Source organism: Legionella shakespearei DSM 23087, assembly GCF_000373765.1.
GTDB lineage: Bacteria > Pseudomonadota > Gammaproteobacteria > Legionellales > Legionellaceae > Legionella > Legionella shakespearei.
Window position 1 is genome coordinate 61,517 of the sequence record NZ_KB892389.1, and the last position, 14,180, is coordinate 75,696.

Genomic DNA, 14,180 nt, shown 5'->3' on the forward strand with positions numbered 1-14,180 from the left:
ATATTTTGATCAAAATAAGATCACTTTAATGCATCATTTAAACTGATTTATTAGCGTTATGCTCTACAGATATTGGGGGATTCTTTTTAGACTCTTCTGCTTTAAAAAAGGCCGCATAATTGGGTTTGGCCGTTTTCCATGCATTCACAGTGGCTTTATAATATTCATTTAATAGAACGTGTTTAAGAAGTGGGGCGCTTTTGTCTTCTGGCAGGTTGTGTTGGTAAGCGTCACAAAGCTGCTCAAGCTTTTCCCTGGTTCTGGTCGAGAAATGCGCTAAAGCGTCTTTAAATCCTTGAGGGTAAATGCCTGCACTTAATTGCTCCTCAATGAAGGGAATATCTTTTTTGCTGAAGGAGGATTCAATGTCAATCTGCAGGTTTGAAACAGTTTTCAGAGCATTGAAACACTGTCTTTGGCAAGCAAAAGAAGTGTGTTGTGTATCAAGTTTCAGAGTTAAAGGATGACGGAAGGGGCCTGTTTTTAATTGATCTGTCATCCGGATTAAGGCTTCATCTGTAAAATCGCCCTTAAGCGATATGCTGAGCATTGGAAGGTCAGGGTTATTAGCCAATACTTCCGTAAGCATCTCTAAAGCGCGATCATCCATATAAGATGCTTTTCCTAATAACAAGGTCAATTTTTTATCGGACTTGATGTCTCTCAGGCAGTGCAGTAATTGCTGGTATCTCGTTTCATCCAGATCCAGTGCAGAAAAATCCAGCGTTAAATCTTTGGGGCATTGTTCCGATGATAAGGCCTTAATGAAAGCTGTCAAACCTTGCTGGAAATAAGAGGCAGTATTAGCTGGCGGTGTATTTTGGTCTGATAGCAATCTGATAATGGTTTCTTGCCTCATCGATGGATTCTCTCGCTCCCTTAATCTAAATCGTAAACATAAGGTTTGCGGGCATTGTCCTGAAGTTAATGCATTAGCCAGTGCGGTTAAACCTTGCGTCGGCAAGTCATTGGTTTGAATGTCAAGTTCTAACACTTCGAGGCTTTTAGGGTTATTTAACCCGCCTGCTAACAGGGTATATAGCTCATTAATATTGGCGACGTCATTATCTGGACTGTCGACAAGCAGCTTCAACCGTTTTGGTGCATGAGCTGCCAATGCCTGATGAATATAAAAGTAGCTTCTGGGGGTGATGTTTTGATGGGCGTGTATCTCAAGTGCAAAGTCAGGCGCGCAATGACCTGAGCTTAGGGCGTTCGCTAAATAACGCAGGCCTTCGTCCGTGTACTCATCCTTCGTTACGGGAGGCGATACTCCGGCGTAATTTCTTAACTCAATGCCTGAGACTGAGCTTTTACCTGTCATTAAAACAGTGTGAAGCAAGCGCAGTTGCTCGTCGCTGATACTGGTGAATCTCAGGAAAAAAGTTTTTTCATGGCCTTGAATTTGCAGCAGCGTCATCAATGCATTAAAAGAACTCTCATTAAGCGGTGTCGAAAAAACCAGAGAAAACGCATCAGGACAAGAGGGTAAAAATAAACATTGTTCTAATTGCCTGAACGTTTGTGGTGAAGGAACTATATCCAATTGTATACGCCGTGGAGTACTGGCCTCTTGGGTTAAATCCTGATGTAAGCTGGAGACTGAATGATAGGGGGTAAAAGGGCGAGGAGAAAAATGCTGTGATGTGGGCTTAGCGGGGGGCTTAACAGAGTTCGGGGTAAAGCTTGTCAAAAGCTTTTCAATTTCTTCTGTATAATGTGCGTAAGCAGTTGGGCTGTCTAATGCCATACTACTTACCATTTTACCTTGCAGACTGACTAATTTCTTGATCAGCGCATTCAGTAATCCTTTGCCCTTGGTTAAATAAAATAACTTGCTGTCGGTTTGCGGCATAAGCAGTGGCGAATAGGCCATAGCGGTAAGGCCGCCAAAATGCTTACTGAACAGGTTGTACGTTTCCAGAATATGTGTTTCATCCTGGGGTACTATTACGAGCAGCTCGGGATTGGGAACTTGTTTTTTAGTTACTAATCTAATCCAGGCATAAAGCCCTGCATAACTCGTACGATTTAAATCCACTAAAGGATTGCCAGATTTTCCCAGAAAATCGGGTTGCTGCGCTCTTTGTGTCTGTATGTATTGATGGAGGGTGGCCATTTCATCCGTACCTTTAGCCAGTTTGTCTATGATAGCGGATACCAGCGTTTGGGCATATTTTTGATACTGTTCCTGGGAGAGAGGCAGGGGCGGGGTTGCTGCCAAATCGTTAAATGCCTTTAATATCTCCTCCGGGTTTAAGTCTGAAATCATTAATCCATCAAGAACAGACGTGACAACAATGTTGATGTCAAAGTGCAGAGAAAAATATTCAAGCCTTTCAGTTATCCATCGATGATGCTTTTTAACGATGTCAATATACTGGGTGAAGAGTTCAAAAGATAAGACGCCACGTAAATAGTGTGTTAGCCCATATATCATGTAATAAATGACAGGCGACTCGTAGTAGAATACTGCCTGGGGTGTCCTGACGGCAGAAACAAAGTTAAGCAATTTTTTTAACATCGCCTCGTTATATCGCTCATAGGTATGAGGTTCATCGTCATAATGAATGGTTGCCGCCGCAAAATTGGCGGGGAAAGTGGTTTTAGGATCGGTAAGTGAAAAACGTTCTCCCTGGGCAGAAACAGCCATTAAATCTCCCCCAATAATGCAGCCCCCCGTGGCAAACGCATCATATACCGGTGTGGTTTCAACGGGCCTGACCTCGCCAACAATTTGTGCATGCCCAAAAAATCCTGTTTCTCTTTGCTTGTCTGAGTTAGTGGTATAGCGGACAGATACCGGATAAAAATGCTGATTTGCCTTGGCGGCTTTCATACTTAAACTGTGTTCTGAAACCCTGACAGAAGCATTACGTTTAGAGGCTTTATTTTCAGCACCATGATATCGGTGAATCAAAGGATTTCCTGCTTTGGATTTATCGGTTTTGGGATAGAGCAAGGACAATGTTCTGCCTGAATAAGAAACTTGTTTGTCATGTAAGGCATCTGGTGAAGTAGCGGTACCAATGACGCCATGAGGGTACAACTTCAAATACATCAAGTCCTGTGTCAAGGGATCGGGGATGGCATATGTGTTGGCTTGCGCTTTTGCAGGCGCGATGTATTTAACACTGGTCAAGGCAAGGCTTGGGGTGGAAAAATCAAGCAAAGAAAGCAGGCTGTTATCGTGTAATAGCTGATAGCTTAACTCAATAAATTGAATACTGGCGTTTTCGTCTGAAAATAATACGGGGTTCGCTTCGGCGACCTGCTTTAGAAACAGACGCAATTTTTGTTCATACAGAGAAAGGGTAGTTTGTGGACTTTGTTGTTTCAACTCTTGTTCTGCAACTAACATTTGAATGGCGTCGCTGTCTATGTATGCAATGGCCTTGGGGCGCGCCAATGTAGCCAGTTTTAGCAGGGGGGTACTATCAGTGACGCGCATATCCGTTTTTTCTAGCAAGAATGCTAAAATTTCAAATCGTTCATTTTCAGATAATAACGCTAACAATGTGGATAAAGTATCCGAAGGGTCTGGTTTTAAATGCCTCATAATGAAACGGCGAGCGACAGGATAAATATCTGGTTCTTCGAATAAAATTTTTAACACATCAAAACTGCTTTTCGCCAATATTCCTTCTAATAATGACAGGCTGTCTGAGTTTTCAACGTAATCATAGGTGCTTTTAAATGTTGTTAACACGGACTCCCAGGTGAAGGAGCTTGTAATACTGGGTTTGATTAGTGATACACAGCTTGACGCTAAAATGGGATCATTGTCATTAACAGCTTGTTTTAGTTGACGGTAAAGGTTTGACCGGTGAAAATTGTCAGCGGTGAGTTGAGATTTACCACTTGTTTTTTGTTTGGTCAGACTTTTTAAGATATTGTCTAAAAAGCGCGTTTCATTTGCTGTGGTGTTGGGGGTGACAGCAGGAATGCGCAGCGAGGGATGAGCGTTAAAAAACAGTGTCAGTACCGATTGGACAGACATCATATGACGAAGAAAGACCCTTACATAGATCTCCCTGTCTTGAGGAAATACCAGATTGGAGCTGGCGATGAGTTGCCTGGCCATATCCATGAACGCTAAATCGCGATCTTCATCTAACATCGATATCCAGGCAAGGTTGGGTGATTTAATTTAATTATAGCATCATCCAAATAGCCGGTTTCAAAGAAACGATAGACTACTGTTGGATAAGCTATTTGGCGAGTTTATTTAAAATGGGCGTAGCCTTGATGCAGCGATAGCGTAATCAAGGTTTTCCTATGGCCTTATGACGTGGTCAAGTAAAATTGACCACTGCAGTTAAGCTGCATTTTTCAACAAATTAAAGTTCCTTTCAAACTCATTAGGGCTTTTATAGCCAAGATAAGAATGCAATCTAGTGTTGTTATAAAACATAGTTATATAAGTTAATATATCCTGCCTAGCTTCTTGTCTTGTTTCATAATTACACCATTGCACTCGTTCCTGTTTAAGACTTCCAAAAAAGCTTTCAGCCACACTATTATCCCAACAGTTTCCTTTTCGGCTCATGCTCCCAGTGCACTCGTTTGTTTCAAGAAGCGTCCTGTACCGATGACTGGCGTACTGGGATCCTCTATCTGAATGCACGATGATGCCTTTAGTTGGTTTACGTTGCCAAAGAGCCATTTGTAAGGCATCACACACTAATTGAGCGTTCATCCGCGCATCCATACTCCACCCGACCACTTTTCTTGAGTATAAATCAATGACAACTGCTAAATATAACCAACCTTCCTGTGTCCTGATATAGGTGATATCTGATACATAAGCTACATTCGGCTTTGATGTATTAAATTGTCGATTAAGAATATTTTCAAACAAAGGTCGTGAGTGATTGCTATTCGTCGTTGATTTATACTTTTTACGGTAACGAACGAATACCTTCGCCTCCCTCATTAGCTTTCGTGCTCTATTTCTTCCTATGGGATAACCTAGTGCATTTAATGCGTTCTTCATACGCCGTGTACCGTAAGTATACTGGCTTGAGGACGCTATTTGAGTAACCCAATCCAATAAAGCCTCATGGTCACCATCATTGGAGACTAGACGCTTTTGATGACTATAATAGCCGTTACGACGCACGCCCAAGACTCGACACATCAGGTCGATTGGCCATGCCTTCCTATGCTGGGCGATAAACAAATACTTCAATTTGTTTCCTGCGCAAAGAAGGCTGCCGCCTTTTTTAATATGTCTTTTTCCATCTTTAATCGTCTTACCTCTTCTTGAAGACGACGTATTTCCAACTGCTCGGGGCTCAATGCACCATTGCCAGGAAAGGGGGATGAGGAGCCCTCAGACTCCCTTACCCAACGGCTAATTAATGTACCATGCACTCCGAGACTAGTGCCTGCCTCTCTACAACTATATCCTTGCTCTTTTACAAGCGTTACAGCTCCTTCTTTAAACTCTTTCGTATACTTTTTTCTTAATGACATTTTTTTCTCCAGTTAGTTATTTTAGCTTAACTGGACTGGTCAAATCTATTAGACCACGTCATTATAGCCTTTCAGTATGAAAACCTTAATTACGCTATCGCTGCATCAAGGCTACGGTTTTTTATATATTTAAATCAATCGATTATTCCATAACTCACATTATATTAATAAAATCGATTCCGGGATAATGGATAAAAAGCCTTTACTGATGGCTTTTTCGATTAATTGTTGCTTGGTATCTCAGTAGAATTTATTTTTTAAGGTGTCCACATGTGTTTCAACAGTTATTCAGATTTGTTAAAGCATGCTCATGTAAAAAATTAGAATTAATACGCATATAGACCAGACAGAAAATGATTAAATTGTTCAATACTTTTTGCACGTGTTAAGTGTTATGTCAAGAGGATGATTGGTTTTTGTCGGTTGTTTTGGGCGAGTAGTTACGTTAAATGCTATAATTTAAACAAATTAAGTAAAAACGAGGTTTGTAATGCTAAAGCTAGCTGTCAAATTAGTTGTGGGTGGAGTAACAGAGGATCCCGCAGTCAGACAAGAGTTGATCGGATATCTGGCAGGCGCAAAAACCCGTCAACCCTACTTTGGTGGCCCTGTTTTCTGGAAACTGGATCTGTCCACGAAGCAGTCGCTTGACTTTAATGTTGCTGATATTGATCATCAAATGCCGCTTACAGCCCAGACCATGTCTAAGGGCGCAGATATAGTCTTCATGGTATTTGATCAGGCATTCAAGCCTAAGCAGATGGAGGAAAACTGGTCGCAAATCCGAAAGGGAGTCGGTTCTAGGGCAATAATTTATATTGTGCAAATCGAGGGCGAGGAACCTGATGAACAAGCCACACAATTTGCTGCCACACAGCGCTTGCTTTTCGCCCATGTAAAACTGGATAGTCATGAACCTGCAAAATTACTGGTTGAATCTGCGCTTAAACATTGGGCTGCATTCACGGTGTTGGATGACGATGAACGAGGTAAGATAAATTCTACCTTAGATAAAGCCAGATCATCAGTCATATAATTTACAACGTTGGCGAAATTTTGGCTTCCTGCTCATGTGTTGCCTCGTATTTTTTGATATTATCCTGACCCTGAGTGGCGGCGACAGACAATTGTGTCATTTGGCTTGCAACCCGAAGATAACTGGCAACCTCTTTAAGGACTGGTGATACTTCTGCGCCAGAGTTTTTTGTATAACCAGCGAGCACATCGGCCATCATCGGGTAGCGCATAGGTCTCTGCATAGGTGCTGAAAAAAGACTGCTACTGTTCATAAATTGCTCTGCCTTCTGGGCAACGATGCCGCCCACTTCTGGCGAAACACTATTAAATTCCTGTTTGGTTTCTTTAACAGCCGCCTCATAGGCTTTTTCAACCACTCCCGGATGCTTGGTCATAAAAGCCTCTATACCCGCAATCTGCTCTGCATTTCTGGCAGAAAAGACACCACAATCCATCATCACATTGCCCATCAAATCACCAGTTAACGAAGTTTTATAATAGACATCCAATTTGCCATCAACGTCTTGCGTTTGAAGAATCCCATCCAGTTTACTTGACATCTGGCCTGCATTCGCAACAACATCATCCAAATTGCCTTTAATATCTTCCAATGCTTCTCTATCAGCCGGATATTTCTTTATTAAATCATCAAGAAGTTTTTGCGTCACTCTACAATCAAAGTGATAACTATGCTCAGTGGTAGCCATTTCATTCAAAGCGAATTGTACTTTATCAACGTTACCACTAGCTTCTGGCAGTTTAGGCAGTTCTGTCCTTTTGCTAATGGGATTAAATTGCTCAGCTACTACTTTTGCTGCGTCAAATTGCTCCTTTAGAAACTCATCGTAGGTGGCCGGTGAACCTTGCTCTTTACCCTCGCGTTGATACATAGCCTTTTCTTCTGGACTGCTCATCCCCCAAAAGTGTGACATTTCAGTCACACACTCGACACGACTGCCAATGTTCCTTACCGCAAAAGTCACTGGATCGTTGGGGTCATCTCCATCTTTAGGCGAAGCAAAAAAAGGTCTACCTTGCTGACCCATAAAATTCGTCTCAACGTACCAGTCAGGAAGCACGGTCACCTGACCATAATTTGATGTACGATACTTATCCTGAAGATTATCCCGTATAGAATGACGTTTGTAATCTACTTCTACCTTGGCATGATAAGCAGCTTCAGAAACGTTACTTTTAATGGCCTTTAATCGATCTTTGAAACCCATGACATACCCCAGCCCAATGCTTATATGTAATAATATAGCACAATGGCTAAAATATGACCCGGTTGTCCTGAATAAGGTTAGGGATATCCATCGTTTGGCGCAATGCCCGTTTCACGAGATCTGTCACTTCGTTCTTTCGGGGTAAAGTCCTGAGGTATCCCCTCATAATTTAACTCCGGTGAAGTAGCGGTACCAATGACGCCATGAGGGTACAACTTCAAATACATCAAGTCCTGTGTCAAGGGATCGGGGATGGCATATGTGTTGGCTTGCGCTTTTGCAGGCGCGATGTATTTAACACTGGTCAAGGCTACAGTTTTTTTCTAAACACACAACAATACGGAATCCAGAGGCATATTAATATAATGCAATTGATAATCATTCTCATTGACATTTAATTGATGTAATGCAATGCTTTGCAGCTTGCGTCACCTTAAAATTGAATAAGGATTTTTATGTTTAATAAAATGAGTACCGATTTCCAGTTATACGATATTTCATTAAGATTCTGTGCCAACTGCCTTAAAAAATTTTGTCCTCAGACAAAGCAAATGCATTCTGATTCCGTGCGTTTTTTTGTACCTACCATTGACTCTTTATTTAGAAATCATTTCGCTTATATTGAATTATCCAAAAGTATTGTAGACAGCATTTATCTTATTGAAGAACATTTCAGTGTTGATTTATCAGAAATCGCCGAGATCTTACATGTAGAGATGGGGGATTTACCCTCCGACGAGCGGAAAGAAGAAATAGAGGCGTTTTTTTCTTATGCAACAGAAAGCAATTTTCATTTTACTGATCAGATGATGGTTTAAGGGCAGGGAGAGGGTGAACCAGGTCACTGCCATTAAATTAAGCGCTCCGCCGTCCCGCGGCTTGTCCGTGGGATCCAGAGATCTAAGCTCGGAGTGACATTTCTGGATCCCGCGGACAAGCCGCGGGACGGCGGAGTAGCGGGTTATGCTTTTCCCGGATTCACGTCGTCCTGAGCGCGTCTTTTTGCGCGAAGGATCTCCTGAAAGCGGCATGGTGCCAATATTTGGAGACCCCTCGCGCAATATGAGTTAGTTTCTCAAAAGGGCAAATCAGCAAGACATCATAATGCCAGGGACGTTCTCCAAAAAATGGTACATTTTAAACTGGAGTGCGTTCCGGTGCTTGATATTAGACTCGAAAATGTGCAAATAATGAAGGTACATCCTTCTCCGGTAGCTTAAATTTACTGATTAAAGTTTCTATCGATGGCATCTTCAATATAGGATAAAGTGTTTGTGCTTTTGGCCCATGGCTGTAAGCATAGGCAAGATGCTCATGCTCTATTTGGTATAAATAGAGGAAAGGATTTAATGGCGACATCTGATCTTTTTTACCGTTTTCAAAGCGTTGCAATACATTCGCCATCAACCACATAATAAGTTTTGACTCCGGAGTAACAGGCGGGATTTTAGAGCATGCATCGTCCGCTGCAGTTTTTGAATTATCAGTGAAAGGGGTTAACAGGCCTAAAGTATGTAAGGCATTATTTATATTTTTATAACTGTGCCGGACAAATAACTTCCTTATGGCATAAGTTAATCTGTCTCCATTTCCCTGCGCCAGTCGGACGTAGTCAGAAAATACGGTGTACCACCTGGGAATACCATTTTCTACTTTTCTCAAAGAAATAAGCGCCTCTTTCACTTGTTTATGTAAAGAATAATCGGGATGTTTAATCAGCAAGTTACAAAGACGGAATAATCGGGTGGGATCTTGTTCAAAGGAATTTACTTCGTTGTTGGTAAAGCTGATTATTTTTCTCTTACGATCGCCTAATGCATCAGAAAAACTAAAAATCTCAAACTTATCTTCCTGGGTCAATTCGCAATAAAAAGCATTCAAATTGAAATCACGTTTGTTAAAGTCATTTTCTAATAATTGCTGTGTAGAAAGGTCAGCTGAAGAAATTATTACTGAAAAATCCAGGCTAAGCTCTTTATCCACTTCGCAAAAAATAACTGGATATTTAAAACTTCTTACCTCAGATTTGTAGTTTTGCAGATTAAGAAACTGGTTTATTTCAAATATCGATGATTTATCAACAACGAGCAAGTCGTAGTCATTGGGTTTGAGCTTATCCAAAATATCAGCAGGAGCAGCTCCAGTCATAAAAAAGCGAGCAGACGGAAATTGTCCTCTTAACTTATCAATCAAATCCATCATGGGTTTTGGTAACTGGCTCCTTTGCAAAGAAGCCACAGCCGTGCTTTTATTTTTAGTTGCAGGGGGAAAAAATGTCGTAGATGATGAAGCAGTTATCGCCGCTGCTGTTGGAGTTTCTTTAACTGTAGAAGGAATCTGTTGCTCTTTAACATCGTCTGGTTTAGATACGGTTGTTTTATGGAGGGTGCTTTTATCTGTTTCTACTACTCTTTTGCGGGGCGATACGACATCATTTTTTTTCTTGGCCTCAACAGTCTCTAGTAAACTATGAGTTTCTGGTTCTGATAGTTCGGTTCCACTGGGAGCCGGGGCGTTAGAGTGTTCTATAGTTTGAGAACTTATTCCTGTATTAGGTTTTTTTCTCCGTCTTCGTCTTCGTTTGGGGGCGCTGGTTTCTTCTGAATGAGAGTCAGGCGAAGCAGTGGAGTTATTCATACTAACGTCTGTTGGAGTTTCAGCAGTTGCGTCATAAGGCAGAGAACCTGACGAATCAGTAACTTGATATTTCCAGAAACTCTTCCAATAAGAAACAACATAATTTTTGACATTATATAAGAATTCGAACATCTTTTTTCAACACCATAAATGCATTAATACAAGTGAAACGAATCCTTGTTCGGCAATGTAATCCTTAATTTAATTTTCTTGATAAGAAATAAAACAAGACATGTTTGATTGTCTAAAATAGCTCAATACAAGGCTAAATTAGGCTTAAAATGGACATATCATACAGAAAGAAAACCTTTCAGTCACTCATTGAGTGAGCATGAATGCAGTTTTGCAGCATTTAACTCATGCTGTAGTGAGTGGAAACTTATAAAAAGTTAGTTTCGTTCCGCTTTGAGCCGAATAAATGTTCTTATCGGCTTGATTTATGAGCCGAATGTTTCTATTATTAAACTCAACAAATGAGCCGAATAACTTTATTAATTGGCTCACGGGGATATAATTTATGAATGACCTAAAATGGATCTGGCAATTGTCCGACTGGCCAAACTTTCATTGGCAAGAACAGTTGGTACAACCTTTGTTGCGTGAAGTTAGATTGAAACAAGGGATTTTAATCGGTAAAACGGGAGCCGTAGCGGATGATATGTCTTTAGAATCTGCTTTGGATACCCTGTTACAAAATATCATTGCATCCTCTGCAATCGAAGGGGAGCGGTTGAATGAAGACTCTGTTCGCTCTTCTCTTGCCAAAAGGATTGGTTTACATTTCAAGCAACCTTATCCAACTACTGAACGTTCTGAAGGTTTAGCGCAAATGATGTGGGATGCTATTAATAATCTAAATACACCTTTATCGCTGGAGCGCTTGCAACAATGGCACAAATGGTTATTTCCTGATGAAGAGGTGTCTAAATTATATAGAGTTAACGCAGGGCAGTTGAGAGGTGAGGAACCTATGCAAGTTGTTTCCGGGCGTATTGATAAGCCAACGGTGCATTTTGAAGCGCCACCAAGGGAACGATTGGAGCAAGAATTAAATGCGTTTATGGAGTGGTTCAACAAAAGTCTGAAAGAACCAACATTGGATCCATTAGTACGGGCAGCAATCAGTCACTTCTGGTTTATAACGGTGCATCCATTTGAGGATGGAAACGGCAGGATCACGCGGGCTCTAACCGATTTAGCTTTAGCGCAAGAGGATAAGCAGAGTATCCGTTTGTACACTATGTCGACAACTATTCTTGCTAGTCGCAGCGATTATTATAACATTTTAGAAAAAAGTCAGCGACAAACTACAGATATAACTTTGTGGTTGTTATGGTTTTTAAAAACCTTGGATAGCAGTATTCAAACGGCCATCAATAAGATTGACCAAACTCTTGCCAAGAGCCGTTTTTGGCAGGTTTTTCAAGAGAGTGAGCTCTCCAGGGAGCAAATAAAAATCATTAATCTCATGTTTGATGAAAAAGATAAGGCATTTGAACAAGGAATTAGTGCTGCTCAATATAAAAAAATTACTAAAGTAAGTAAGGCTACCGCTACCCGGCATCTTTCTGACTTACTCGATAAGGGGTGTTTCGAAAAATTGCCTGGTGGAGGAAGGAACACTCGATATCAAATTACATCAAAATTTATGAAGAGAGTGATACAAGAGCATTAATAACCAGGCGTCAAGTTACTCGAAAGCTCCATCTGTGCTGTAGCACGGTCTGCTTGCAGCCGGGATTGTACAAGTACAGATCCCGACTGCAAGTAACTGTCTCTTGAACACATCTCTCGGAGCAACGAGTCTGTGCCAATGCTTCGAGACGGCGCAAAAAAGCCGCGCCTCCTCAGCCCGAACGGATCGTACAAGGGCAAAAAAAAATACGGTGTGATTCAGAACCGATGTGAACTCGGACATAAGATTTTAGTTAGCCCATCCCACCCACCGGCCCGTTCGTGCTGAGGAGGGGTGGGAACCCCGTCTCGAAGCAGGCACAAGGCAAAAATCTGTGCCAGTGCTTCGAGGCGGCGCAAAAAACCGCGCCTCCTCAGCCCGAACGGATCGTACAAGGGCAAAAAAATACGGTGTGATTCAGAACCGATGTGAACTCGGACATAAGATTTTAGTTAGCCCATCCCACCCACCGGCCCGTTCGTGCGAGTGCAAACTTTTGGTTTTTTGAGTTATCAAATTTTAATATACGAAAAGAATTTGGCGTTATACTCTTCCAATAGGAGAAATAGTGTAAAAAAATTCATAAGATTTGATTGCAGCAGACAAATAAGAACCAAAATTACTTATCATGTACCTGAAATCAATATGAGATAATTCATTACCAAAAGGTGGATATAAATATGATGAAGCGCATTTTCATAATAGGACATATGGGGACTGGTAAGTTTTTATTTACGGAAGCATTAGCAAAAAAGTTAGGGTGGCAAATTGTTGATGCGAATCCGAGTATTGAACGTTACATTGGGCGGCATACGCGAGAAATTCTTGGTGAGCAGGGTGAGGCTGCATTCAATCGCTGTCAGGCTGACATTATTTCTCATTGCATTAAAAAAGAAAATGTTATCGTCTTACTGGAAGAATGCGTTGTGTCCAGTGAAGAATGTCGCAAATTGCTGTCCTCTGAATTTGTAGTTTATTTGAAAGTATCTGTGCCAACTCAACTGGCTCGTATGCAACATGGGAGAGTTTCATCCCTTCCTATAGATGATCTGAAAAGCTTTTTGGAACAACAACACCGTGAGCGAGATTTTTTGTATGAAGAGGTTGCTGCCTTAATCGTTGAATCTGTTGGATATTCAGAGCACGCTTCTGAGATTAACAGAATTATTGATGAAGATGTCAATAAAGTTATGGAAGTGCTTGGACGTTAAAGCTGCAGAGGACGCTATCCGCAATTTTCTCCTAAAACATTTAAGCTAATGGATCTATTTTAAGGAATATATATGTCGCATATTGAGTTATCAAATTACGGAGAATCACCCTTTGAAAAATTAATGGGACATGCTCCGGAAATTTTAAATCAATGGGGGAAATTAGAAGACGTTTTTTTTCAAAGCACTACCTTTGCGCCAGAGTTTCTTGAACAAATCAGACGAGCCTTGGCTTTTAAAAATTTATGTCAATATTGTATGTTAAAGGCTGGCCCACCTGATGAAAATCCCGAATCAATTCGTTTAAGCATCGCTTTAAGATTTGCAAATAAATTTGCAATAGATCATGCCTCTATTCCTGAAGAAGAAATTGAGGAGATGGAGCAATATTTCTCAAAAAAAGAATTAATCGAATTAATTGCATTTTGTAGTTTCATCACCGCTTCCCAAAAATTTGGATCGTGTTTAGGTCTTCAGGCATCTGATCATTATGAATAGGGATTAGGGAATTACAACCAGAGGGAGCAACCCTTACGCTTGTGTAGCCCGGTCTGCTTGCAGCCGGGAATTGATGTTCCTTATACAGGCGAAGTTCAAACTAAGTCTCCATTCCCGGCTGCAAGCATCTGACTCTTCTACACATCTTTGAGAACACAATCCCTGCCAGTATAACTGTTCCGCTTCCTGACGGTCATTGCTTTATACACAAATAATTCCAAATAGAATAATATCGACCCATTTGAAGAAAAGCGTGGATATTAGTTATGGAAATGTCAGAAGATTGGGTTGAAAAAGAAGTAGAGGATGAAGATTTTGGAGATAAGCGATTAAATAAGCGTTTTAAGAAATTGCTCGGGAGTTTATTTAAATCGCCGGATAAAAGCATATCGGGCTCATGCAAGGGCTGGGATGAAACGATGGGAGCCTATCGTTTTA

The 14,180-nt window shown here is 41.1% G+C and carries 10 protein-coding genes; 6 read left to right on the forward strand and 4 right to left on the reverse strand.

Annotated elements, in window-relative coordinates:
* Positions 1-37: 37 nt before the first annotated feature.
* Both B094_RS0104770 and B094_RS0104775 read right to left on the reverse strand, forming a co-directional pair.
* Positions 38-4,120 carry a hypothetical protein gene (locus tag B094_RS0104770; RefSeq protein ID WP_018576662.1) on the reverse strand — a complete coding sequence of 1,361 codons (4,083 nt, stop codon included), beginning with the start codon at positions 4,118-4,120 and terminating at the stop codon, positions 38-40.
* Positions 4,121-4,318: 198 nt separating this feature from the next.
* Positions 4,319-5,478 (reverse strand): IS3 family transposase gene (locus tag B094_RS0104775; protein WP_155823615.1). Its coding sequence is split into 2 segments (ribosomal slippage): positions 4,319-5,217 and positions 5,217-5,478, totalling 1,161 coding nucleotides; the frame shifts between segments, so codons are not numbered across the junction.
* A 490-nt stretch (positions 5,479-5,968) separates the two neighbouring features.
* Between B094_RS0104775 and B094_RS0104785 the strand changes: the two genes are divergently transcribed.
* Positions 5,969-6,514: a hypothetical protein gene (locus B094_RS0104785; RefSeq protein ID WP_018576665.1), complete on the forward strand. Its 546-nt coding sequence runs from the start codon at positions 5,969-5,971 to the stop codon at positions 6,512-6,514.
* A 1-nt stretch (position 6,515) separates the two neighbouring features.
* Here B094_RS0104785 and B094_RS0104790 read toward each other — a convergent pair whose 3' ends face one another.
* Positions 6,516-7,721 (reverse strand): hypothetical protein, encoded by a 1,206-nt coding sequence (locus B094_RS0104790; RefSeq protein WP_018576666.1) that lies wholly within the window; start codon positions 7,719-7,721, stop codon positions 6,516-6,518.
* A 455-nt stretch (positions 7,722-8,176) separates the two neighbouring features.
* Here B094_RS0104790 and B094_RS15730 point away from each other — a divergent pair, with 455 nt between their 5' ends.
* Positions 8,177-8,539, forward strand: a complete 363-nt coding sequence (locus B094_RS15730; protein WP_018576667.1) for a hypothetical protein — start codon at positions 8,177-8,179, stop codon at positions 8,537-8,539.
* A gap of 349 nt (positions 8,540-8,888) precedes the next feature.
* On the opposite strand, the gene B094_RS0104800 is transcribed toward B094_RS15730, so the two are convergent.
* Positions 8,889-10,490, reverse strand: coding sequence for a hypothetical protein (locus B094_RS0104800; RefSeq protein WP_018576668.1), 1,602 nt, complete (start codon positions 10,488-10,490; stop codon positions 8,889-8,891).
* A 385-nt stretch (positions 10,491-10,875) separates the two neighbouring features.
* Here B094_RS0104800 and B094_RS0104805 point away from each other — a divergent pair, with 385 nt between their 5' ends.
* The 4 genes from B094_RS0104805 to B094_RS16780 all read left to right on the forward strand — a co-directional run.
* A complete protein-coding gene (locus B094_RS0104805; RefSeq protein ID WP_018576669.1) occupies positions 10,876-12,033 on the forward strand; it encodes a Fic family protein in 1,158 nt (385 codons plus the stop codon).
* A gap of 680 nt (positions 12,034-12,713) precedes the next feature.
* Positions 12,714-13,244 carry a shikimate kinase gene (locus B094_RS0104810; RefSeq protein WP_018576670.1) on the forward strand — a complete coding sequence of 177 codons (531 nt, stop codon included), beginning with the start codon at positions 12,714-12,716 and terminating at the stop codon, positions 13,242-13,244.
* Between the two features lie 72 nt (positions 13,245-13,316).
* A complete protein-coding gene (locus B094_RS0104815; protein WP_018576671.1) occupies positions 13,317-13,742 on the forward strand; it encodes a carboxymuconolactone decarboxylase family protein in 426 nt (141 codons plus the stop codon).
* Between the two features lie 272 nt (positions 13,743-14,014).
* Positions 14,015-14,180, forward strand: a 166-nt coding sequence (locus tag B094_RS16780) for an IS4/Tn5 family transposase DNA-binding protein (RefSeq protein ID WP_248619523.1), incomplete at its 3' end; no start/stop codon positions are given.